The organism is Streptomyces sp. MGP-P1 (genome assembly GCF_057766565.1).
Genome location: NZ_JBYMEM010000005.1, coordinates 624,185 through 646,798, shown reverse-complemented (window position 1 = coordinate 646,798; position 22,614 = coordinate 624,185). Strand labels below are relative to the sequence as shown.

The following is a 22,614-nucleotide window of genomic DNA, read 5'->3' as shown; positions in this document are numbered from 1 at the left end:
CGTCGCTGAGCAGACTAACAAACATAGAGAATGTTCGTTATATTTCTAGCGCAGAGAACGACTACTTGCCGAGGTCCAAGGAGAAGGCGCATGCAGAAACGGGCGGCCAGGACGCGCCAGGCCGTGTTGGAAGCGGCCGCCGACGAGTTCGCCGAGCGTGGTTACGAGGGCGCCTCCCTCCAGCGGATGGGCCGGCGGGCCGCGACCTCGATCGGCGCTCTGACCTTTCACTTCGGGAACAAGACCGCCCTGGCCGAGGAGGTGCGCACGGCGGGGCGCGCCCGCTTCGAGCGCTGTCTGGAAGACCTCGTGGCCGCCCCCGACCCCTTACGCGAACTGCGCACCCTGATCGGTGCGTTGGCCCGGCTGGCCCACGAGGACGCCTTCGTGCGCGCCACACGCCGCCTGGAGGCCGACGGCCCCGGGGACGTATCGCCGTTGACCGAGGTCTGGCTCCCCGTGCTCCGGGGCCTGCTCGACCGGGCCCACGACGCGCGGCATCTGCGTCCCGGAGTGTCCCCGGAGGACGCGATGGCCCTGCTGGCGCATCTCGCGGAGGGCGCGATGGCCGCACACGGCGCGACCCAGGACTCGGCCTGGGACTCGGTCTGGGACTCCGTGTGGAACGTCGTCCTGCACGGCCTCGCCGCGGACCGGGCCGACCGGGCCGGCCAGGCGGGGAGGACGGGGCTGACGGGCGGGCGGGCCGGGCGGACCTGACGGGCGTGTGGACGCCGCAGGCTTGCCGGTGGATCGGGTGCCGCGGAGTTGACGGACGTGCTGACACCGCGGAGTTGCCGGTCGTGCGTCGCCGCGGAGTTGCCGGTGGTTCGGGTGCCGCGGAGTTGACGGACGTGCCGACATCGCGGAGTTGACGGACGTGCCGACACCGCAGAGTCGGCGGACGTGCCAACACCGCGGAGTTGACAGGATTGCGTCGCCGCGGAGTTGACGGAGTGCGGGCCGGAACTCGCCTGACGGCTGGTTCCGACCCGCACTGCGACCCACACTCCGTTCTGCTGCTCTCCGACCCGTGTTCCGCCCCGCCTCAGCCGGTCGTCCGCAGCGATCTCGCCACCGCGCCCGCCACCTCGTCCAGGACCTGCCCGCCCGCGCCCGCCGTCAGCCGGCTGCGGACCAGGGCGGCGCCGGCTCCGGCCCGCGGCCAGGCCTGGTAGGCGATTCCGCCGGGACCCTGGTGGCCGAAGGCGCCGGAGCGGACGTGCGGGTGGACGCCCTCGTCGAGGAGCTGGAGGCCGCCCTCGCCGTACGCGCTGACCCCGCCGAGCAGCGGATCCAGGCCCTCGACCCAGAAGCTCCGCGCCTGGTCCAGCGTGCGGCGCGACAACAGCAGCGGCTCCTCACCCGGGGCCCGTGCGGCGTCCGCCGCCAGGATGCCCTGGAGCCCGGCGAGGCCGCGGGCCGACGCGTACGCCCCCAACGAGGGGATGACCGCGTACCGCCGTCGGCTCTCGCTCCACACCCCGGCGTCCGCGGGGAACGGCGCCGGGTTGTTCCACACCCGCCCGAAGAGGTCCGCCCCGCTGTCGCCCGCCGCGCCACGTCCCGTCCCCCCGCCCATCGAGCCCTCGGGCGCCGGGAAGCGGGCGCGGAAGCCGGCGTCGTACGAGATCCGGGCGGCGTACGGCAGTTGATCGGGCACGAGGCCGAAATGGATGTCGAGACCGAGCGGCCCCGCGATCTCCTCCAGGAAGAACAGGTCGAGGTCGCGGCCGTCGACCCGACGGATCACCTCGGCGGCGATCCACCCGGCGGTCCACGGCCCGTGCAGCACACCGCCCGCCCGCGGGTCCTCCTCGGGGCTGTGCAGTTCGAGCAGCGCGGCCATCATCTGCGGGTTCTCGACATCGCGCTGGTCGAGGTCCGCCGCCATGCCCGGGAGCCGGGCGGTGAACGTCAGCACGTCCCGCAGCGTCACCGCGCCCTTGCCGCGCATCGCGAACTCCGGCCAGTAGTCGGCGACGGGCCGGTCCAGGGCGAGTGCGCCCATGTCGGCGAGGAGCAGGACCGCCGTGGCCAGAATCCCGTGGGAGCCCGTCAGCACGGGTACGAGGGTGTCGCCGGTCCACGGAGTCCCGGTGACCGGGTCGGCGCTCCCGTGCCACAGGTCGACGACCGTTTCGCCACCCCGTACGACCGCCAGCGCGGCCCCCTGGGAACCGGCGGGCCCCGCGTCCCGGCAGGCCCGTTCGAAGGAATGGCGCACGGAGGCGAATCCGGGCGCCGTTGTTCCGTGGACGCCGGCCGTCGTCGGACGGGGTCTGGGGCGCGGGAGGACCTGCCGTACCAGAGAGGTCGTCATGTCAAGAACTCCAGAAGTGGTGGGGAGCCAGGGACGGGGGCGGGCGGTGCGTGGGCCGGGCTCGGCTCACACCTCGGGGGCGCCCGCCGGGTAGGGCAGGAACTCCAGGTCGGTGAGGTCCTGTTCGGTCAGGCGGATCCGGTCGCCGCCGAGGTTCTCCGCGAGGTGGTACGGCACCGTCGTGCCGGGCAGCGCCACCACGTGCTCGCCGAGCCGGAGCAGCCACGCCAGGGCGACCTGCGCGGAGGTGGCCTCATGCCGGGCTGCCACCTGGGCGACCGCCTGCGTGAGGGCGTAGTTGTGGCGGATGGCGCGCGGGGCGAAGCGGGGCTGGGTGCGCCGCCAGTCGTCCGGGGCCAGGTCGTCGGAGCGTGACAGCGCGCCGGTCAGCAGACCGCGGCCGAGCGGGGCGCCGGCGAGCAGCGCGATCCGGCGCTCCACCGCGTACGGCACGACGTCGTCGAGACCGCAGCGGGTGAAGAGCGACACCTCGGCGGCCATCGCCGCCGCCTCGTGCACGGCTTCGGCGGCGCGGGCCTCCTGGACGGTGACGACGGGCAGCCCCAGGTTGCGGATCTTCCCCGCCCAGACCTGCTCGGCCAGCGCACCCCAGCTCTCCTCCAGCGGTACGCCCGGATCGACGCGGCGCAGCAGATAGAGGTCGATGTGGTCCACGTGCAGCCGGCGCAGGCTCTCGTCGACCGCGGCCCGCAGCGCCTGCGGACCGCCGTCGGGTCGCAGCACACCGTCGGCGTCGCCGAGCAGGCCGCCGCCGGTACAGAGCACCACCTCGTCCCGGCGCCCGCGGATGGCCTCACCGATCAGCCGCTCGTTGTCCCCGGCCGCGTAGGCGCCGGCCGTCTCGACGAGGTTGATCCCGAGGTCCACCGCCTCCTGGACCAGCGATACGGCCTTGCTCCTGTCCCTGAGGGACGGGGCGTAGCGGTACGAGAGTCCCATCGCGCCCAGTCCCAGCCGTCCGACGACCGGCCCGTCCCTGCCCAGTGTTGTGGTTCGCATCCTGCGAGAACTCCCTTCTCCACAGAGGAAAGCGACCACCTCATAGCAACAGCCCGCGCTGCCGAAGCACAGCATCCCGTTCCTACTTGCCGACCTCTGGACGACTTCGGGATGTTCACCACGGCCGGGGCGCGGGAGAGCGTGGCCGGAAACCGGGCGCGGTCCGTCCGGAGCTCGGGCATCGGCTGTTCGGAGCTCGGGCATCGGCTGTCCGGAAATCGCGTGCCGTACGTGGACGCACGTGCCGCGTACGGCGCTCAGTCGTGTTTCCCGGACCCCGGGTCTCCGGCGGGGCCCGGCGCCGTGATCCGCGCGATCGCCTCGACCGTCAGGGCGCGCTCGTGCGGCTCGGTCTCCAGGGCGCGGTGGATCGACAGGCCCTCGATGAGCGCGTCGAGCTGGCGGGCGGTGGCCGGGTCGAAGTGCCATTCCAGCGCGCGGCGGCTGCGGCCCATCCAGGTGCGGGTGAGCTCGCGGTAGGCGGGCCGGCGTGCGGCGAGGGTGTACAGCTCGTGGGTGAGGATCAGCTCGCGCTGGTTGCCGCCGGAGAGGTGGTGGACGAGGTCGGCGACGGCCGCGCGTGCCTCGTCGGGGGTGCTCGCGGCGCCGAGGCGTTCCTCGAAGACGGCGACGATCGTGCCGGAGAAACGCGTGAACGCCTCGTGCAGCAGCTCGTCCATGCCGGAGAAGTGGTACGTCATCGAGCCCAGCGGAACGCCCGCGCGGGCGGCGACCTTACGGTGCGAGACACCCGCGACGCCCTCGTCGACGATGAGGTCCAGCACGGCGTCGATGATCCGGTCCCGCCGGTCGGGGTCGGTGCGCCCTGTCGCCACGCGGGGCCTCCTCGGTGGGCTCGGTCCTCCTCGCAGCATAGAGCGCGGGGGAGGGGCGGCCGTGCGGCCGAAGGGTGGCCGAGGAGAATGTACGACCGTACGCTTCCGGCGTACGCTCGTACGCCGGAAGTGCTCCCCACCTGTCTGCCGAGGCCCCACTCCCATGAAGAACCCGCCGGTCATGGACGCCACCACCCGCCGCTGGCGCGCGGCGCTCTTCCTCTTCATGCTCGCCACCGGGGTGAGCATGGCGTCCTGGGTCGCCCGCACCCCCGCGGTCCGGGACGCGCTGGACGTGACGACCGGCTCGATGGGTCTCGTGCTGTTCGGGCTCTCCGTCGGGTCGATGGCCGGGGTGCTGGTCTCCGGCGGGCTGGTGCGCGGGCACGGCGGGCGGCTGGTGATCGCCGTCGGGGCGGGGCTGCTCGTGGCCGGGCTGCTGGTGATCGCCGGGGGCGCGGCGCTGGAGGCGTCGGCCGGGGTGTTCTGCGGGCTGGCGCTGTTCGGCGCCGGGATGGGCCTGGCGGAGGTGGCGTTCAACATCGAGGGCGCGGCCGTCGAACGGACCCTGGGCCGCCCGGTCCTGCCGGTGCTGCACGGCTGCTTCAGCCTGGGGACCGTGGTCGGCGCGCTGGTCGGGATGGGGCTGACGGCGGTCCGGTTCCCGGTCGGCTGGCACCTGGCGGCGATAGCCGTCGCCGTCGCGGCGGCCGGGGTGTGGACCGTACGGGCGGTGCCGGCGGGCACGGGGCAGGAGGGGCCGGAGGCCGGTGACGGGGGGCGGGCCGGAGGCGTGCGCGCGCAGGTGGAGGTCTGGCGGGACCGGCGGCTGGTGCTGATCGGCCTGATCGTGCTGGCCATGGCCTTCGCGGAGGGCTCCGCCAACGACTGGCTGCCGCTGCTGATGGTGGACGGCCACGGGACGAGTGCGACGGCCGGTTCGCTGACGTTCATGCTGTTCGCCGTCGCGATGACGACGGGCCGGTTCACGGGCGGGCCCCTGCTGGTGCGCTACGGCCCGGCGGCCGTGGTCCGGGCCAGCGCCGTGGTGGCGGCGGTCGGCGTGGCGCTGGTGGTCTTCTCCGACAACGCGCTGCTCGCCGGGGCGGCGGTGGTGCTGTGGGGCCTCGGCGCGTCGCTGGGGTTCCCGGTCACGATCTCGGCGGCGGGCGAGGGCGTGCGGAACGCCTCGGCCCGGGTCGCGGCGGTCTCGACGGCGGGCTACGCGGCGTTCCTGGTCGGCCCGCCCTCGCTGGGCTTCCTGGCCGACCACGTGGGGCTGCGGAACGCGATGGTGGTGGTGCTCGTGCTGCTGGGCGGCGCGGCGCTGATCACCCGGGCGCTGCGGACACCGTCCTCCGGGGCGGGTGTGGAGCCGCCCGGTGCTCCGGTTCGGGGAGCCTCTCAGTCCGACCTGGTGTAGATCAGGCTCTCGCCCGTCCCGGCCGTGGACCGGCGCAGGTCCCCGTCCGGGAGCAGGGTCAGCTCGGTGGGCTTCCCCGGAGTGCAGGAGGAGGCCGGGCGGCCGGAGGACACCGTGGGGCCCGATACGGACCGGGCCGTCCTCGGCGGGCCGGGCTGGATTGGGCGGCCCCGCACCCTCCAGCCTGTCCGGCGTTTGAGGACGGAACCCTTGATCGGACAGGGGCGACGCACGCAACGACGCCGGTGCCCCGGAGGAACCAACCCGGCAGGCCCGGGGCCCGACATCCGCAGGGTTCCGTCCTCAAGCGCCGGACGGGCTGGGTGGGGGCGGCCCCGCACGGGGGGCTGAGGCCTGACATCCGCAGGGTTCCGTCCTCAAGCGCCGGACGGGCTGGGTGGGGGCGGCCCCGCACGGGGGATGTGGCCTGACATCCGCAGGGTTCCGTCCTCAAGCGCCGGACGGGCTGGATTGGGCGGCCCCGCACGGGCGCTGTGGCCTGACATCCGCAGGGTTCCGTCCTCAAGCGCCGGACGGGCTGGGTAGGGGACGGCCCCGCACGGTGGGTGTGGCCCGGCACCGGCAGGGGTCCGTCCTCAGTCGCCGGACGGGCTGGGGGCGGCCCGGTCTGTAGTGGACAAGGTGTCCAGGGCCTCCGACAACCGCTCCAGCGCGCCCACCACCGCCGCCAGCTCCTCCGCCCCCACCTCGGCCGCAAGCCTCGCGGCGAACTCCGCGTGCGGCGGGCCGATCCGGGAGACCGCCTCCCGCCCCGCCTCCGTCGCCCGCAACAGCTTCGCCCGACGATGGGCCGGATTCTCCGCGTACTCCGCGAGCCCCCGCCCGACCAGCAGATCCGCGATCCGCTGCACACTCTGCCGGGTGATCCCCATCGCCCGGGCGATCCCCGCCACCGGCAACGACTCCCGCGTCACCGCTCCCAGCACCTGCCACCAGGCCGCCGTGAGACCGCTCGGCCGCGCCAACTCCTCGGCGACCGAGAGGAACTGGCCGTTCAGCCGGAACACCGTCACTGCCGTCCGGCTCAGCAACTCCTGCTGGGCCCGGACCTCCTCCCCGCCCGCGCCCTCACTCACCCTGCAACACCTCGTACGCGCTCGCGTCGGAGTCGTGGAACAGCCGGTACCACGCGTCCAGCTTCTCCGGCCCGTACACCCCGAGCAGCGCGAAGACCTCCCGCGCGAACGCCACCGGCTCCGTCGGCCCAGCCGTGATCAGCCCGCCGTCCGTGACCGCGTCCGCTTCCACGTACCGCGAGCCGCCCGCGTACCCCGTCGCCGCCAGGTAGAAGGAGACCGCACTCGTGTGCGCGCGGCCGTCCAGCAGCCCCTCCCGGGCCAGCCCGGCCGTCGCCCCGCAGATCGCCGCGACCGGGACCCCCGCGTCCAGGAAGTCCCGGGCCGCCCGTGCGAACGGGGCGAGAGTCTCCCCCGCGTCCCACCCGGACGCGCCGGTCAGGATCAGCAACGAGCTGTCCTGCGGGCTCAGTTCGTCCAGCGCCAGGTCGGGCTGGATCCGCAGGCCGCCCATGGTCGTCACCGGCTCCCGGGTCAGCCCCACGGTCCGCACGGTGTAGCCGTTCTGCGCGAGATGGGCCGTGGTGTGCCCGGTCTCCCAGTCGGCGAAGGTGTCGTAGACGGCGAGATGTGCGGTTCTGTCGCTGCTGCTGGTCATGGTGACCTCCTCGGTTCGATGACAGAAGACTGTCATGACGACAGTGTGCTGTCAATGGGCTAGGGGGGCCCACCCCGCCCCCGGACCCGACACCCTGCCGACCCATCCGCCCCACGCCGTACAAGGTGGCCATGGAGGCGGCCCCCCTCAGCGCCTACGCTCGCCGCATGACCCCTCATGCCCCTCATGCCCCGTCCGCCGACCCCGCGGCCGGTGCGGCCGTGAAGGCCGCGGACCGCGCGCACGTGTTCCACTCCTGGTCCGCCCAGGGCCTCATCGACCCGCTCGCCGTCGCCGGCGCAGAGGGGTCCTACTTCTGGGACTACGACGGCAACCGCTACCTGGACTTCACCAGCGGGCTCGTCTACACCAACATCGGCTACCAGCACCCCACCGTGATCGCCGCGATCCAGGAGCAGGCGGGCAAGCTCGCCACCTTCGCGCCCGCGTTCGCGATCGAGGCGCGTTCCGAGGCCGCACGCCTCATCGCCGAGCGCACCCCGGGCGACCTGGACAAGATCTTCTTCACCAACGGCGGGGCCGAGGCCGTCGAGAACGCCATCCGCATGGCCCGGCTGCACACCGGCCGCACGAAGGTGCTCTCCGCCTACCGCTCGTACCACGGGGGCACCTCCACCGCGATCAACCTCACCGGAGACCCGCGCCGCTGGCCCTCCGACAACGGCTCGGCGGGCGTCGTCCGCTTCTGGGCCCCGTTCCTCTACCGCTCCCCGTTCCACGCGGCGAACGAGGCCGAGGAGTGCGCCCGCGCCCTCCAACACCTGGAGGACACCCTCGCCTTCGAGGGTCCGGCCACCATCGCCGCGATCATCCTGGAGACCATCCCGGGCACGGCGGGCATCATGACCCCGCCGCCGGGCTATCTGGCGGGCGTCCGCGAGATCTGCGACCGGTACGGGATCGTCTTCGTGCTCGACGAGGTGATGGCCGGATTCGGCCGCACCGGCGCCTGGTTCGCCGCCGACCACTTCGACGTCGTGCCGGACCTGCTGACCTTCGCCAAGGGCGTCAACTCCGGTTACGTACCGCTGGGCGGCGTCGCCATCAACGCCGAGATCGCCGCGACCTTCGAGACCCGCCCCTACCCCGGCGGCCTCACCTACTCCGGGCATCCGCTGGCCTGCGCCGCCGCCGTCGCCACCATCGGCGTGATGGAGGACGAGAAGGTCGTCGAGCACGCGGCCCGGATCGGCGAGAGGGTCCTCGGCCCGGGCCTGCGCGAACTCGCCGAACGCCACCCCTCGGTGGGCGAGGTGCGCGGCCTCGGCGCGTTCTGGGCGCTGGACCTGGTCCGCGACCGGGAGACCCGCGAGCCGCTCGTCCCGTACAACGCCTCGGGCGAGGCCAACGCCCCCATGGCGGCCTTCGGTGCGGCGGCGAAGAAGCAGGGGCTGTGGCCGTTCATCAACATGAACCGGACCCATGCCGTCCCCGCCTGCAACGTCTCCGAGGCCGAGGCCAAGGAAGGGCTGGCGGCCCTGGACGTCGCGCTCTCCGTCGCCGACACGTACACGGTGCAGGGCGCGTAACCCCGCCCCGGCCCGCACGCCGGGTAACCGGACTGCTCGGCTCCGTACGCGATCGACCCTGTGCGCATCCCCGCCGTGCCCGGAATCGGGCACGGCGGCGGCTCTGGCTTAAGGTGACCCGAACCAGAAATGACCCCCGCCGGAAACGGCCGAGACGGCCGACGCCGGTCACGGCCGACGCCGCTGACGGCCGACGCCGGAGACGGCCGGTGTACGGGGGCCGGGGACGGACAGGGCACAGGGGACGGACGGATGGGGGCCGGTATGAGTCCGAGCGGAGGCGTGACGCGCAACACCCTGCGCCAGCAGATCGCCGACGCGCTGCGTGACGAGGTGCTGGCAGGGCGTCTTCCGCCGGGCCGGGAGTTCACCGTCAAGCAGATCGCCGAGCAGTACGGGGTCTCCGCGACACCCGTCCGTGAGGCGCTCTTCGACCTCTCCGCGCAGGGGCTCCTCGCCTCCGACCAGCACCGCGGCTTCCAGGTGCGCGAATTCACCGTCGCCGACTTCCGCGCGATGGCCGAGGCCCGCGCCCTCGTCGTCGAGGGCCTCTTCCGCAACCCCGCCGAGCGGGTCGCGGTCCGGCCCGAGGCGCTCGCCTCGATCCGCCGCCGGGCGGCGGAGGCGGTCCGCGCGGCGAAGGGCGGCGACCTCGACGTGCTGATCGGGTACGACCTGCGGTTCTGGCGTGAGGTGGGGCAGTTCATCCTCAACCCGTACGTCACCGACTTCCTCGCCCGGCTCCGCGTCCAGGCCTGGGTGTTCGCCGTGCACCGGCTGCGCCGCGACGGCATGGACGAGGACGTGCTGTGGTTCGGCCACGAGGAGCTGGTCGAGGCCATCGCCCGGGGCGACCACGAGCAGGTCCACGCCGCCATGCACTCCTACTACGCGCACGCGCTCGCCTGGGCGGACCGGCTGGAGGCGCGGGCGGTCGGCGGAGGCGCCCCCGGACCGCCGGGCCCTCCGGAGTCCGAGGCTCCCGGGCAGTCCGAGGCCCCCGGGCGGTCCGTGGCCTCCGGGGAGTCCGTGGCCTCCGGGCAGTCCGAGGCCTCCGGGCAGTCCGTGGCCCCCAGGCAGTCCGAGGCCCCCGGGGTGTCTCCGAAGACCCCGGGGCACTGTGCGTGAGGTTCGCCCCGCATTACGCTGTCCCGACGATCGCCCGAACCCGTTTGAGAGCGAGACTTCGTGGCCTGTGACCTGTGGCTGGTCCCCCTCGTCGATGTGCTGTGCCACAGCGCCGACAATCCGTTCGCCGAAGAGATCGCCGTCTACGACAAGGCGCTGAACGACGCCGGGCTGCCGCCCGTCCCCGTCTACGCCTACATGCCGGGCCTCAACGGGGAAGTCGCCCCCGTGGCCGGCTTCGACTACGACGCCCTGCACTTCCTGCGCCGCGCCTACCTGCTCCAGTTGAGCGGCCTGGCCGTCACACCCGTCGCGGGTCTCGACGGCGACTACGAGCAGCTCCTCGAAATGTTCGAGCAGGCCGCGCAGCAGTCGCATCTGGTCTGGCACTACGACCACGCGGGGGCGTACGTGCCGGTGGACTTCCCGGCCCCCCTGTCCGACGACGCGCTCCTGGCGGGCGGCGGACCGCTGGGCTCCGCGCACGGTCTGCTGCGTGAGCTGGAGTTCGTCGCCCCGTCCATCGGCATCGACCCGGCCAACCCGCCGGCCGCCCCGCAGCCGCCCTCCGGCCCCACGGCCCTGGAGGAACCGGCGGACCCGATCCCCTACGACGACAGCCCGTTCGCCCGGGAACGCCACGTCTGGCTCGGCCTCCACGCGGCGGCGACCCGCAGCCTGGCCCAGGGCTCAATGATCATCTTCAGCTAGGCCACCGGACCGGGACGCCAGAATCAAGCCCGTCCGGCGATTGAGGACCGGGGGCCCGGGGGCAGCGCCCCCGAAGCCTCACCCCGCCCCCGGCCCCCGCCCCGGACTCCTCACCGCGGCGACTCCGGCGGCCGCTGCCGCGGCATGTTCGGCCGCGTCGCCACCGACGGCATCGAGAACCGCCCCGGCGCCGCCGACTCGCCGCGCCCTCCCGCACTCCCCGTCGCCAGGGCCTGCATGCCCATCGGCGCGGGCCCCGCCCGGAACTCCACCATCCAGTCCGCCGTCTCCGACCGCACCAGCTCGGTGACGTCCTCGGAGAACCTCCGCAGCACCCCCAGGCACCGGTCGGCCGCCTCGCTGGCCGTGCCCTCGGTCGGCCCGAGCATCTCCCGTACGCACTCCGAGGCCCAGTCGAACTGGAGCACCTGGAGCCGCCGCTGCACCGCCTGGGCCGTGGCGAGGTCCCTTATCCACCCGGAGGTGAGACCGAAGTACCGGTCGTAGGCCATGCACGCGGCCCCCAGCAGCAGGGACAGATAGCCCCAGCCCGCCGAGCCGCTCAGGGCGCCGGTCAGGTCGAGCAGCGGCAGGGCGGCCCCGGCGACCACCCCGGCGGCGGCGCCCATCCGCAGGGCCCTGGCGGCCCGGCGCTTCCCGACCCGGTCGTGGAGATACCAGTCGGCGGTGTCCAGCGCCCCTGTCTCGACCCAGCGGTAGAGCTCGTCGAGCCGCTCGGCTGGCTCACCCCAGTCGCCGAGGGGGAAGGGGCGCCCGGTCAGATCGCGCCCGTCGGGGCGTCCCCTGTCCGGACCGGAATCGGAATGCTCAACTCCGTTTTCACCGGATCCCGCATCGGACTCCTTGCGGGGCGGCCCCTCGGGCTGCATCTCCGGCTGACTCACCGGGGCACTCCTCTGCACTCTGACGGACGGGACGGACGCGTAGGGCTTCCCGGAAGCGGACCCGACCGGCCCGGAGAGGGCGGGGCGGGCCGCGCGACCGACGACCCCCGCGGGGTAACTCTGCGTCACCGCACATGCACGCTCGTGTGTCGATGTGCACGCCCTTCCTACCGCCGAATGGTGGGCCATGGGGTCGGAATCGCGGGATTCCCGCCTGCGTACGGTCGCTGGTCAGGTATAGGAGCACGCACGCCGCTTCCTGAATCTCACCCGAAAGAGTTGGTCCCTGGCGGGTGGAGCGCGGTGACCGGGGAGCACGTAGGCTCGGCTTACCGAAACATTCGTCGTCGAAATGCCAGGAGTGACCGTGATTCCCGGTGGTGGTCAGCCCAATATGCAGCAGTTGCTCCAGCAGGCCCAGAAGATGCAGCAGGATCTCGCGGCGGCCCAGGAGGAACTGGCCAGGACCGAGGTCGACGGACAGGCGGGCGGCGGTCTCGTGAAGGCCACCGTGACCGGCTCCGGCGAGCTCCGCGCCCTGGTGATCGACCCGAAGGCGGTGGACCCGGAGGACACCGAGACGCTCGCCGACCTCGTCGTCGCGGCCGTCCAGGCGGCCAACGAGAACGCGCAGGCGCTCCAGCAGGAGAAGCTCGGCCCGCTGGCCCAGGGCCTGGGCGGCGGGGGCGGCATCCCCGGCCTGCCGTTCTGACCGGGCCGGGCCGACCGGTCTGACCGGTCTGACCGGTCTGACCGGTCTGACCGGTCTGACCGGTCTGACCGGTCTGACCGGTCCGATCGGACCGGACGGAGCCAGGCACCGGGCTCCAGGCCCACGAGGCCTACTGGTACCGACCCGTACCCACTACGGTACGGAGCAGAAAGCAAAGAAAGGCGTTCCGTTGTACGAAGGCGTTGTTCAGGACCTCATCGACGAACTGGGCAGGCTGCCCGGCGTCGGTCCCAAGAGCGCGCAGCGGATCGCCTTCCACATCCTCCAGGCCGAGCCCACGGACGTACGACGGCTCGCGCACTCCCTCCTGGAGGTCAAGGACAAGGTCCGGTTCTGCGAGGTGTGCGGCAACGTCGCGCAGCAGGAGCAGTGCGGGATCTGCCGGGACGCGCGCCGCGACCGGAGCGTCATCTGTGTGGTCGAGGAGCCCAAGGACGTCGTGGCAATCGAGCGGACGCGTGAGTTCCGGGGCCGCTACCACGTCCTGGGCGGGGCGATCAGCCCCATCGAGGGCGTCGGCCCGGACGACCTGCGCATCCGCGAGCTGCTGGCGCGGCTCGCGGACGGCTCCATCACGGAGCTGATCCTCGCGACCGACCCCAATCTGGAGGGCGAGGCCACCGCGACGTACCTGGCGCGGATGGTCAAGCCGATGGGCCTCAGAGTGACCCGGCTGGCCAGCGGCCTGCCGGTCGGCGGCGACCTGGAGTACGCCGACGAGGTCACCCTGGGCCGTGCCTTCGAGGGGAGGCGGCTGCTGGATGTCTGACACCACCGCCGTACGCCCCCGTCACGTACCGCAGTCTGCTTCCTTCTCGTCGTTTCCTTCGTCGTCCGCTTCACCGTCTGTGACCGCGCCCACGGGAGGTCCCCTCGATGTCTGACGCCACGCTGAACTCCGTCACGCAGGACCCGGGCGACTTCGCCGTCCAGATCGCGGACCAGATCAAGACGTTCATCGTCGCGGTCACCGAGGTGTCCAAGGTCGACGAGCCGGAAGAGGCCGTCCCGGTCCTGCTCCTCCAGGTCTCGCAGCTCCTGCTCGCGGGCGGCCGCCTCGGCGCGTACGAGGACGTCCTGCCCGACGAGCGGTACGAACCGGACCTCGGCCCCGAGCCGGACGCGGACGGCCTGCGCGAGCGGTTCGCGGCGCTGCTGGAGCCGATCGACGTCTACTCCGAGGTCTTCGACCCGTACGAGCCCCGCAAGGCCCCGGTCCCGCACCGGATCTCCGACGATCTGGCCGACCTGGTCACCGACCTCGGCCACGGCCTCGCGCACTACGACGCCGAGCGCACCGCCGAGGCGCTGTGGTGGTGGCAGTTCTCGTACTTCTCCAACTGGGGCTCCACCGCCTCCGCCACCCTCCGCGCCCTACAGTCCCTGGTCGCCCACATCCGCCTCGGCCAGCCCCTGGAGGAGCTGGACGGCCTGGACACCGACCAGGACCCGGGCGAGGAGGACCTCGCCGAGGAGGCGGGCCGCGTGATGCTGGAGGAGATCGCGGGGCCGCTGGGCCTGCGCCCGGTGAAGTAACCCCCGCTGTCCCACCGGAACGCGCGGGCGGTCACCGGAGCGCGTGGGCGGTCACCGGAACGCGTCGGCGTTCCCCTCGGCCCAGCGGCGGTAGGGGCGGGCGGGCGAGCCGGTGACCCGGGCCACGGTGTCGTGGACGGCCAGCAGCGCGTCATTGACGTCGCCGCCCATCAGGTCGAGGACGCTGTTCGCGACCTCGGCCCCCATCATCGCGGCCATCGGCGTGTACGCCTCGTCCCGGGTGATTCCGACGCAGGCCACCTCCCGGCCCAGCACCCGCCCCAGCTCGTCGGCCTGCCGCCGCGGGCTGATCAGCTCCGGCCCGGTGAGCGGGTGGATCTGCCCCCGGTGACCCGGGTCGGTGAGCGCCGCACGGGCCACCGAGGCGATGTCGGCGGGGTGGATGGTCGGCAGCCCGACGTCCGCGTACGGCACGCGCACCACGGACTCGTCGCGCACGGACTGCGCCCACCAGAGGGTGTTGGAGGCGAACTGCGTCGGCCGCAGGACGGTCCACTCCATCCCGCTCTCCCGCAGCAGGCGTTCGACGGCGAGATTCGCCTGCGCCGGGCCGAGGTGCGGATGGGTCATGACGGTGATGGAGGAGACCAGCACCACGTGCTCCACCCCCGCGTCCCGGGCCGCGTCGAGCACTCCGGCGTCGTCGCCGGCGCCCGAGATCAGGAACAGTGAACGCACCCCGCCCAGTGCGGACTTCAGCGACTCGGGTCGCTCCAGGTCGCCTTCCGCCACCTCGACCCCGTCGGGCAACGCGGCCCTGGCCCGCGCCGCGTCCCGGGTCAGCGCCCGGACGCCGGCCCCGTGCCCGTCCACGGACAACTGCCTTACCAGCTCGCTGCCGATGTTCCCGGTCGCACCGGTCACCAAAATCATCGCTGAGCGCTCCTCTGTCCCGTCATCACCTGTTCGATGACGGGAACGCTAGGACCTCAACCAGCCTTGAAGTCAATCCCGTTGATCGGGACCTCCACCACTTGACCTCAACCGCGCTCGAGGACCGAGACTCCGGGTGAACGGCCGACACGACGGCCGCGCCCCGCAAGGAGATTCCTCATGAGCGCCAACGCCCCCGCCACCACGCCCACCGTCATCGGAGTGCCCGCCCCGCAGGAGGACGTGGACGCCATCGTGGCGTTCGTCGCCGGCGTGCAGGACGCGCAGCGGAACGCGCTGCCCGAGGCATTCCTCGACGGCTTCCGCGAGGACGCCATCTGGACCACGGCCCACGGCAAGCGGCTGACCGGCCTTCCGGAGATCAGCGCCTTCACCCGCAAGGTGCTGCCCCCGCAGGCGGACTCCCCGGTGACCGCCACGTACACGGTCGACCTGATCCTCTTCGTCCGCCCCGACATCGCCGCCGTCAAGATCCGCCAGCGCCCGGCGACCCGGGACGGGGCGTTCCTGGACGAGATCTTCCACGGCCAGGAGGACCCCTCCGAGCTGGTGGCCGCCCACCCCGAGGCGGTCCCCGGCACCCCGACCTACTTTCTGGCGAAGGACGACGGGGTCTGGCGTATCGCGGCCGCGCAGAACACCCAGGTCCTCGACGTGGAGACACTGACGGCGGGCTGAACCGGGCAGGGCGCGATCCCGCAGGTCCGCCCGAGGCTCGAGCCCCGAGTCGCGAGCACCGGGCTCCAAGCCTTCTCTGTAGGCATGGGTGGTTGGGTTCAACCCACCCACCCTCCCTCCCCGCTCCCGGGACAGGTTCCGAACTGCGCTGCTCGCTGCGCGCATTCGACCAGATGTGACGGTTGGTGACCGGGTTGCGCCGGAGCGTATGCACGCTCTAGGTTCACGATCAGCAACCCACTATCCGTAAAACGGACAACCCCGGTGGTGCTACCAACACCGACCGGGGTCTGACCGTAAGAGATCGCACCCTTTAGAAAGACGATCCCCATGGCTGCCGCCAACCTTAGTGCCGCCCTGCGCGCACCCGCCCCCCACCCCATGGCGAAAGCCGGGTACGGGAAGCGTCACGCCCCCGACCAGGCCCCGTCCCGCGCCGACGACTTCGCCGGTCTGGAGCCGCGCGAGGCGGCCATCGCCTCGTACGTCGACCGGCTCCCCGAAGGCGCGGCGATCGGCTACAAAGTGCTCGCCGAGGAGCTGCCGGACTACGGGCAGCAGGCCTGCCGCAGCGCGCTCGACCGGCTGACCCGGGCCGGGCACCTGCGGCGCGTCAGGGTGCAAGTCACGCTGCTCGACGGCCAGATGCGCTGGGTGACGCGTACGTACTTCTCCCGGACCGCCCGCGACGCCGACTGGTGGGCCGCCCATGTGCGCTTCGTCCGGGGCCTGGACGCGCCCGGCCAGCCCCCGGCCCCCGCTGCCGCCGGTCAGCCCCCGGCCCCCGCTGCCGCAGACCACCCCCCGGCGCCCGCTGTCGCCGAAACGGCCGAGGAGCCCGAGCCGGGTGTGCGCGCCCCGCGCTCGGAGGCGTACGACGTCCTCGCCGGGCTCGGCCGCCGCGAGCCCCGGCTCCAGCTCTCCGAGGGCGACTGCGTGGAGCTGGAACACCTGGTCGGGGAGTGGCTGGCGCGGGGCGTCGGCCACGAACAGATCACCCAGGTCCTGACCTCGGGCCTGTCGGCGTCCGTGCACTCCGCCGGACCCCTCCTCCGTAAACGACTGGAGACCAAGATGCCGCCCAGCCCCGCACCCCGGCCGGAGAAGGACCACCCGAGCGAGCAGATCGTGAGCATGGTGATGATGTGCCTCTTCTGCGACGAGGACGAGACGACGACCACGCTGGACCACGGCGTGTGCTCCGACTGCCGCGCCCAGGTCGCCCGCGACGAGGCGGCCGGCCTGACCGGCGACGTCCCCGACACCTTCCTGGCCCGCCCGCGCGCCGAGGTCGACGTCGCCGCCCGTATGGCCGAACTCCGCTCGGCCACCGTCCGCCCGGTTCTCCCGGCCCCGAGGCCGGGCGGTGAGCGTGCAGGAGGTCCCGGTCGGGGCACCATGGAGGCAAGGAGGCGACGCCATGACCCCCAGGACCACCGCCCAGCCCCAGATGAGTACCGAAGAGTTCGAGGAACTCGCCCGCCGAGCTCCCGAACTGGTGCGGCTGGAGTTCATCAGCGGAAAGGTCCAGGTCAAGCCCGTGCCCGACGGCAATCACGGGGCGATCGTCATGTGGCTGCTGAGGCAGTGCATGTTGCGGCGTCCGGAACTGTCGCTCTTTCCCGATCAGGGCCTCGCGATCGAGACGTACCGCAAGGGCCGGGCCCGCCCCGACGGTGTCCTCGCGCCCGACGAGCACTTCGCCGGGGCGGGGGAGTGGGCGGCCCCCACCGGCGTACTGATGACCGTGGAGGTCACCTCCCGCGACGCCGACGCCAACCGGCGCGACCGGGTCGAGAAGCCCCACGGTTACGCGGCCGCCGGCATTCCGGTCTATCTGCTCGTCGACCGTGAGGCGTGCTCGGTCACCGTCTTCACCGAGCCGGAGAAGGGCGCGTACCGCTCCGCCACCACCCGGCCCTTCGGCGCGCTCGTCGAGCTGCCCGGGCCGGTCGGCTTCACGCTCGACACCGAGAAGCTCAAGGAGTACGCCGACTGAAGGTGCACGCCGACTGAAGGTGTACGCCGACTGACCCTCCCGGCTCGCCCGCCCGCCACGAATCGTGTGGGCTGGGTGCGCCCGATCGTGTGGGCTGGGACACAAACGGGAGTGCTGGCGGGCTGGGCGGGCAACAGCCCCGTACGAGCGGCTCGGAGCGACACGCCGTACCGGGTGGTGAGCGGGACATCTCATCATCCGATATGAGCGGGTCTATTCCGGGCTGCTCGTTAGACTGAGCCGACCGCAGTAATGACTGAGCGAGGAGCGCACGTGGGCCTTGTCGTGCAGAAGTACGGAGGCTCCTCCGTAGCCGATGCCGAGGGCATCAAGCGGGTCGCCAAGCGAGTCGTCGACGCCAAGAAGAACGGCAACCAGGTGGTTGTCGTGGTGTCCGCGATGGGCGACACGACGGACGAGTTGATAGACCTCGCCGAGCAGGTGTCTCCGATGCCTACCGGCCGTGAATTCGACATGCTGCTGACCGCCGGCGAGCGGATCTCCATGGCCCTGCTGGCGATGGCGATCAAAAACCTGGGCCACGAGGCCCAGTCGTTCACGGGCAGCCAGGCCGGTGTCATCACCGACTCGGTCCACAACAAAGCGCGCATCATCGACGTCACGCCGGGCCGCATCCGGACCTCGATCGACGAGGGCAACATCGCCATCGTCGCCGGGTTCCAGGGCGTGAGCCAGGAGGGCAAGAACATCACGACCCTCGGCCGCGGCGGGTCGGACACGACCGCCGTCGCGCTGGCCGCCGCGCTGGACGCCGAGGTCTGTGAGATCTACACCGACGTCGACGGCGTCTTCACCGCGGACCCCCGGGTCGTGAAGAAGGCGAAGAAGATCGACTGGATCTCCTTCGAGGACATGCTGGAGCTGGCCGCGTCCGGCTCCAAGGTGCTGCTGCACCGCTGCGTCGAGTACGCACGCCGTTACAACATCCCGATCCACGTCCGCTCGTCCTTCTCCGGACTGCGCGGCACCTGGGTCAGCAACGAGCCGCAAGGGGACCAGCAGGTGGAGCACGCGATCATCTCCGGAGTCGCCCATGACGTCTCGGAGGCCAAGGTCACCGTCGTCGGCGTCCCGGACAAGCCCGGCGAGGCGGCGGCGATCTTCCGCGCCATCGCGAACGCCGAGGTCAACATCGACATGGTGGTGCAGAACGTCTCCGCCGCGTCGACCGGCCTGACGGACATCTCCTTCACCCTGCCCAAGGCGGAGGGCCGCAAGGCCATCGACGCCCTGGAGCGGACCAGGAGCGCCATCGGCTTCGACTCGCTCCGCTACGACGACCAGATCGCGAAGATCTCCCTGGTCGGCGCCGGTATGAAGACCAACCCGGGCGTCACGGCCGGATTCTTCGAGGCGCTGGCCGACGCGGGCGTGAACATCGAGCTGATCTCGACATCCGAGATCCGCATCTCGGTGGTCACCCGTGCCGACGACGTCAACGAGGCCGTGCGCGCCGTGCACACCGCCTTCGGTCTCGACAGCGACTCCGACGAGGCCGTCGTCTACGGAGGCACCGGCCGATGACCGGGCACCGCCCTTCGCTCGCGGTCGTCGGCGCGACCGGGGCGATCGGCGGTGTCATGCTCCGGATCCTCTCGCAGCACGCGGACGTCTGGGGCGAGGTCAGACTCGTCGCCTCACCGCGCTCGGCCGGCCGCAAGCTGGTCGTGCGCGGTGAGGAGAGCGAGGTCCTCGCGCTCGCCGAGGACGTGTTCGACGGCATCGACGTGGCCCTCTTCCTGGTGCCGGACGAGGTGTCCGCCCGCTGGGCCCCGATCGCCGCCGCCAAGGGCGTCGTCGTCATCGACGACTCGGCCGCCTTCCGGCTCGACGACGACGTGCCGCTGGTCGTCCCGGAGATCAACCCCCATGCCGCCCGGCTCCGGCCGCGCGGCATCGTCGCGTCCCCGAACTGCACCACGCTGTCGCTGATCGTCGCGATCGGCGCCCTGCACGCCGAGTACGGACTGCGCGAGCTGATCGTCTCCTCCTACCAGGCCGTCAGCGGCGCGGGCCGGGACGGCGTCGCCGCCCTGCGCGAGCAGCTGGCGCTGGTGGCCGGCACGGAGCTGGGCACCCAGCCCGGGGACGTACGCCGGGCCCTGGGGGGCGGCGCGGAGGCGGCGGGGAGCCCGTTCGCCGCACCCGTCGCCCTGAACGTCGTGCCCTGGGCGGGTACGGACGCCGGCGACGGCTGGTCCTCCGAGGAGATCGCCATCCGCGAGGAGTGCCGCAAGGTGCTGGGCCTGCCGGACCTGAAGGCCACCGCGACCTGTGTGTACGTTCCCGTGATCGCCACGCACTCGATGTCCGTCCACGCCCGCTTCGAGAACGAGGTCGCCGTGGGCAAGGCGCACGAGATCCTGGCGACCGCCCCCGGTGTGGTCCTCTTCGACAGCCCGGCGTCCGGAGACTTCCCCACTCCGTCCGATGTGGTGGGCACCGACCCCACCTGGGTGGGCCGCGTCCGGCGTTCGATGGACGACCCGCACGCCCTGGAAATGTTCCTTTGCGGTGACAATCTCCGAAAAGGGGCGGCTTTGAACGTGGCGCAGATCGCCGAATCGGTCGCCGCCGAATTCCCCCGGGCATGATCGAACCTGTTTTGTAGGATCTGTGAACGCCCTATGAGCAATTTGCTGGTCTGAACCTCTTGAGCTGGGGCGTTGTCGTATCCGACGATGATCTCCCGGCCATCTGCAACCGCATCCTGGTCGGGCTGCGTCTATGCGGTCACTTCTTGCGTGGCCAGACGCGATGACGGGGCATTTGGGGAAGAGCAGGTACGTATGAGGGCATGTCGCACAGCGTCGAACGTGACGCCGTACGCGTACAACCCTGACGGGGGGCAGCGTGTCCAACAGGCGTGGCAGCAGAGGTTCTCGACATCACAGTGGTGGGCCCGTTGCGAGGCGCGTCGGCGCGTCCGCTCCGGCGGCCCCGTGCGCCCGGCGGCATGCCGGTGATCGCGCCCATGCCCGCCGCGCGCCCGGCACAGTTGCCCTCGCAGCGCGGGGATGCTGAAGAGACGGTGGCAGCGGGAACCACGGTCGACCATCTCACCGAGACCTATCGCGCCCATTACCGTTCCCTGCTGGGTCTCGCGGCCCTTCTGCTGGACGACACCGCGTCCTGCGAGGACGTGGTGCAGGAGGCGTTCATCCGCGTGCACTCCGCGCGGAGCCGCGTCCGCGAACCGGAGAAGACCCTCGCCTATCTGCGGCAGACGGTCGTCAACCTCTCGCGCTCCGCACTGCGTCGCCGCATCCTCGGGCTGAAGCTGCTCTCCAAGCCGATGCCGGACATGGCGAGCGCGGAGGAGGGCGCCTACGACCAGCTGGAGCGGGACGCGCTGATCAAGGCCATGAAAGGGCTGCAGCGACGCCAGCGCGAGGTGCTGGTGCTGCGCTACTTCGCCGACATGACGGAGGCCCAGGTCGCCGAGACGCTGGGTGTCTCGCTGGGCTCGGTCAAGGCGTACGGTTCCCGGGGTATCGCGGCGCTGCGCGTCGTGATGGAGGCCCAGGCATGAGCGGGCCCGAGCAGCGCGACGAGCACAGGCACGAGAATGACCCGACGGGAAACGGAATTGTGAACCACGGGCCGGAGAAGACTCCGCACACCGATCCGGACCGCCCGCACGACGGGAGCACGGGGCCCGAGCCGGGCGAGACCCCGGAACCGGCGCCGCCCGCGCGGGCGGACAACGAGGCCGCCGAGGACCCCGACGAGCGGGACCCGGGGACGGCGAAAGCCGCGGCGGAGGCGGACGCGGGTGCGGGGCACTCCGCGGGCGCCGAAACCGACACCGCGGCCGTCGGCGGTGCGAGCAAGGTCCCTGCGGACGGTACGAGCACGGCCCCTGCCGACGGTACGAGCGAGACCCGCGCGGGCGGTGCGAGCAAGGTCCCTGCGGACGGTACGAGCAAGGCCCCCGCCGACGGTACGAGCGAGACCCGCGCGGGCAGTGCGAGCAAGGTCCCAGCCGGCGGTACGAGCGCGACCCCCGCCGCCGGCAAAGCCCCCGGGGCGCCGGGCGACGACGACCTCGTCGGCACGCTGACCGACCTCTTCGCCCGTGACCGGGGCGGCGCCTCCGCCTCCGAAGAGCTGGACGAGGCGGCCCTGCGCCGCATGCTGCACGGTGCGGTGCGGGAGCTGGCCCCCTCCGAGGGGACCCTCGACCACCTCCACCGCGCCGTCCCCGCCCGCCGGGCCAGGCGACGGCAGGCCGTCGTCGGGGCGGCCGCGGCGGCCCTGCTGATCGGCACCGCCGTCCCCGCCTTCGTCCACGTCGCGACCTCGGACGGCCCGTCCAACGCCCGCCCCGCCATCGCCGGACACGGCGAGCAGGCCCAGGGCGGCAACGGGGACGAGCCCGGCCCCGAGGCGCCCGGCCGGCGGACCGTGGAGCCCACCGAGCGGGAGAGCGAGGGCAGCGCGGGGGAGGCCGACCCGGACCCCAGCCCCAGCGCGGGCGAGGACCGTGATCCCGGCCGTGCGGCGACGGGCGCGACGACCGACTCCCCGAGCGCGGGCTTCGCCTCCCTGCCGGTCTGCGACCCGAGTCAGCTCGGCGTCGCGTCCGCGGGCACCGACGCACCGGGAGCCGACGGCACCGTCTACGGCAGCTTCAAGATCGCCAACGTCTCCGGCACCGACTGCACGGTCAGCAGCAACGGCACGGTGGGCTTCACCGCCATGGGCGCGGCCGACCCGCTCAAGATCGGCGTGGTCCAGCACGCCGCGGGCGACGCGGCCCCCGGGCTGCCCGACCCCTCGCAGGAGCCGGGCACGGTGCTGCTGAAGCCGGCCGAGGCGTACGAGGTGCGGTTCGCCTGGGTGCCGGCCGACACCTGTCCGACCGTGGGCCCGTCACCGAGCCCGACCCCGTCGGCGGACGGGGCCGGAGGATCGGTCGGCGAGGGGGGCACCGACCAGCCCTCGGAGGTCGACACGCAGACACTGAACGAGGACGGCGAGGGCGCGGCGGAGGGCAGCGTCGCCGTGACGCACACCCCGGAGACGGGAGCGCCCACCGCGGAGACGAAGATCCCCAACGCCTGCTCGGGCACCATCTACCGCACGGGCGTGCTCGCCACGTCGTAGTCCGGCGACGCCGGGCCCCCCGTCGAGGCCGG

21 protein-coding genes and 1 pseudogene are annotated in these 22,614 nt (G+C 72.5%); 14 read left to right on the top strand and 8 right to left on the bottom strand.

What is annotated here, in order from left to right; all coding sequences use genetic code 11:
- Positions 1-90: 90 nt before the first annotated feature.
- On the top strand, positions 91-720 hold the full coding sequence (locus tag AC3CH1_RS12290; protein ID WP_488462930.1) for a TetR family transcriptional regulator: 630 nt from the start codon (positions 91-93) through the stop codon (positions 718-720).
- A 328-nt stretch (positions 721-1,048) separates the two neighbouring features.
- Here AC3CH1_RS12290 and AC3CH1_RS12285 read toward each other — a convergent pair whose 3' ends face one another.
- The 3 genes from AC3CH1_RS12285 to AC3CH1_RS12275 form a co-directional block, all read right to left on the bottom strand.
- Positions 1,049-2,323: a serine hydrolase domain-containing protein gene (locus AC3CH1_RS12285; protein ID WP_488462929.1), complete on the bottom strand. Its 1,275-nt coding sequence runs from the start codon at positions 2,321-2,323 to the stop codon at positions 1,049-1,051.
- Between the two features lie 66 nt (positions 2,324-2,389).
- Complete coding sequence (locus AC3CH1_RS12280; protein ID WP_488462928.1) at positions 2,390-3,343, bottom strand: aldo/keto reductase; 954 nt, start codon at positions 3,341-3,343, stop codon at positions 2,390-2,392.
- A gap of 257 nt (positions 3,344-3,600) precedes the next feature.
- Entirely contained in the window at positions 3,601-4,179 is a 579-nt protein-coding gene (locus AC3CH1_RS12275) for a TetR/AcrR family transcriptional regulator (RefSeq protein WP_488462927.1), read from the bottom strand.
- 163 nt (positions 4,180-4,342) lie between these two features.
- Between AC3CH1_RS12275 and AC3CH1_RS12270 the strand changes: the two genes are divergently transcribed.
- Complete coding sequence (locus AC3CH1_RS12270; RefSeq protein WP_488462926.1) at positions 4,343-5,602, top strand: MFS transporter; 1,260 nt, start codon at positions 4,343-4,345, stop codon at positions 5,600-5,602.
- Here the strand turns inward: AC3CH1_RS12270 and AC3CH1_RS12265 are convergent.
- The 3 genes and pseudogenes from AC3CH1_RS12265 to AC3CH1_RS12255 all read right to left on the bottom strand — a co-directional run.
- Positions 5,584-5,755 (bottom strand): annotated as a pseudogene (locus tag AC3CH1_RS12265) (serine/threonine protein kinase); the annotation flags it as partial. The gene AC3CH1_RS12270 and the pseudogene AC3CH1_RS12265 overlap by 19 nt on opposite strands.
- A gap of 443 nt (positions 5,756-6,198) precedes the next feature.
- Complete coding sequence (locus AC3CH1_RS12260; protein WP_488462925.1) at positions 6,199-6,699, bottom strand: MarR family winged helix-turn-helix transcriptional regulator; 501 nt, start codon at positions 6,697-6,699, stop codon at positions 6,199-6,201.
- On the bottom strand, positions 6,692-7,297 hold the full coding sequence (locus AC3CH1_RS12255; protein ID WP_488462924.1) for a type 1 glutamine amidotransferase family protein: 606 nt from the start codon (positions 7,295-7,297) through the stop codon (positions 6,692-6,694). The genes AC3CH1_RS12260 and AC3CH1_RS12255 overlap by 8 nt, the downstream gene beginning before the upstream one ends.
- 167 nt (positions 7,298-7,464) lie before the next feature.
- Between AC3CH1_RS12255 and AC3CH1_RS12250 the strand changes: the two genes are divergently transcribed.
- From AC3CH1_RS12250 to AC3CH1_RS12240, 3 genes are all read left to right on the top strand, one after another.
- On the top strand, positions 7,465-8,847 hold the full coding sequence (locus AC3CH1_RS12250) for an aminotransferase class III-fold pyridoxal phosphate-dependent enzyme (protein ID WP_488462923.1): 1,383 nt from the start codon (positions 7,465-7,467) through the stop codon (positions 8,845-8,847).
- Between the two features lie 282 nt (positions 8,848-9,129).
- Complete coding sequence (locus AC3CH1_RS12245; protein WP_488462922.1) at positions 9,130-9,975, top strand: GntR family transcriptional regulator; 846 nt, start codon at positions 9,130-9,132, stop codon at positions 9,973-9,975.
- Positions 9,976-10,035: 60 nt separating this feature from the next.
- Complete coding sequence (locus AC3CH1_RS12240; protein WP_018961765.1) at positions 10,036-10,686, top strand: hypothetical protein; 651 nt, start codon at positions 10,036-10,038, stop codon at positions 10,684-10,686.
- A gap of 110 nt (positions 10,687-10,796) precedes the next feature.
- On the opposite strand, the gene AC3CH1_RS12235 is transcribed toward AC3CH1_RS12240, so the two are convergent.
- A complete protein-coding gene (locus AC3CH1_RS12235) occupies positions 10,797-11,591 on the bottom strand; it encodes an SLATT domain-containing protein (protein WP_488462921.1) in 795 nt (264 codons plus the stop codon).
- A 367-nt stretch (positions 11,592-11,958) separates the two neighbouring features.
- Between AC3CH1_RS12235 and AC3CH1_RS12230 the strand changes: the two genes are divergently transcribed.
- The 3 genes from AC3CH1_RS12230 to AC3CH1_RS12220 all read left to right on the top strand — a co-directional run bounded on the left by AC3CH1_RS12230 (position 11,959) and on the right by AC3CH1_RS12220 (position 13,860).
- Positions 11,959-12,303, top strand: coding sequence for a YbaB/EbfC family nucleoid-associated protein (locus AC3CH1_RS12230; RefSeq protein WP_003967515.1), 345 nt, complete (start codon positions 11,959-11,961; stop codon positions 12,301-12,303).
- A gap of 190 nt (positions 12,304-12,493) precedes the next feature.
- Positions 12,494-13,093 carry a recombination mediator RecR gene (gene recR, locus AC3CH1_RS12225; RefSeq protein WP_018961762.1) on the top strand — a complete coding sequence of 200 codons (600 nt, stop codon included), beginning with the start codon at positions 12,494-12,496 and terminating at the stop codon, positions 13,091-13,093.
- Positions 13,094-13,200: 107 nt separating this feature from the next.
- Positions 13,201-13,860: a DUF5063 domain-containing protein gene (locus tag AC3CH1_RS12220; protein WP_397918372.1), complete on the top strand. Its 660-nt coding sequence runs from the start codon at positions 13,201-13,203 to the stop codon at positions 13,858-13,860.
- A gap of 51 nt (positions 13,861-13,911) precedes the next feature.
- Here AC3CH1_RS12220 and AC3CH1_RS12215 read toward each other — a convergent pair whose 3' ends face one another.
- Positions 13,912-14,754, bottom strand: coding sequence for an NAD(P)H-binding protein (locus AC3CH1_RS12215; RefSeq protein ID WP_488462920.1), 843 nt, complete (start codon positions 14,752-14,754; stop codon positions 13,912-13,914).
- A gap of 180 nt (positions 14,755-14,934) precedes the next feature.
- On the opposite strand from AC3CH1_RS12215, the gene AC3CH1_RS12210 reads away from it, so the two are divergent.
- The 6 genes from AC3CH1_RS12210 (at position 14,935) to AC3CH1_RS12185 (ending at position 22,582) form a co-directional block, all read left to right on the top strand.
- Positions 14,935-15,453: an SgcJ/EcaC family oxidoreductase gene (locus AC3CH1_RS12210; protein WP_488462919.1), complete on the top strand. Its 519-nt coding sequence runs from the start codon at positions 14,935-14,937 to the stop codon at positions 15,451-15,453.
- 1,420 nt (positions 15,454-16,873) lie between these two features.
- Positions 16,874-17,452 (top strand): Uma2 family endonuclease, encoded by a 579-nt coding sequence (locus AC3CH1_RS12205; protein ID WP_488462918.1) that lies wholly within the window; start codon positions 16,874-16,876, stop codon positions 17,450-17,452.
- Positions 17,453-17,725: 273 nt separating this feature from the next.
- Positions 17,726-18,997 carry an aspartate kinase gene (locus AC3CH1_RS12200; RefSeq protein WP_488462917.1) on the top strand — a complete coding sequence of 424 codons (1,272 nt, stop codon included), beginning with the start codon at positions 17,726-17,728 and terminating at the stop codon, positions 18,995-18,997.
- Entirely contained in the window at positions 18,994-20,067 is a 1,074-nt protein-coding gene (locus AC3CH1_RS12195) for an aspartate-semialdehyde dehydrogenase (protein ID WP_488462916.1), read from the top strand. The genes AC3CH1_RS12200 and AC3CH1_RS12195 overlap by 4 nt, the downstream gene beginning before the upstream one ends.
- A gap of 362 nt (positions 20,068-20,429) precedes the next feature.
- Positions 20,430-21,005, top strand: coding sequence for a SigE family RNA polymerase sigma factor (locus tag AC3CH1_RS12190; RefSeq protein WP_361874097.1), 576 nt, complete (start codon positions 20,430-20,432; stop codon positions 21,003-21,005).
- Complete coding sequence (locus tag AC3CH1_RS12185; RefSeq protein ID WP_488462915.1) at positions 21,002-22,582, top strand: DNA polymerase III subunit gamma/tau domain-containing protein; 1,581 nt, start codon at positions 21,002-21,004, stop codon at positions 22,580-22,582. The genes AC3CH1_RS12190 and AC3CH1_RS12185 overlap by 4 nt, the downstream gene beginning before the upstream one ends.
- Positions 22,583-22,614: the final 32 nt, after the last annotated feature.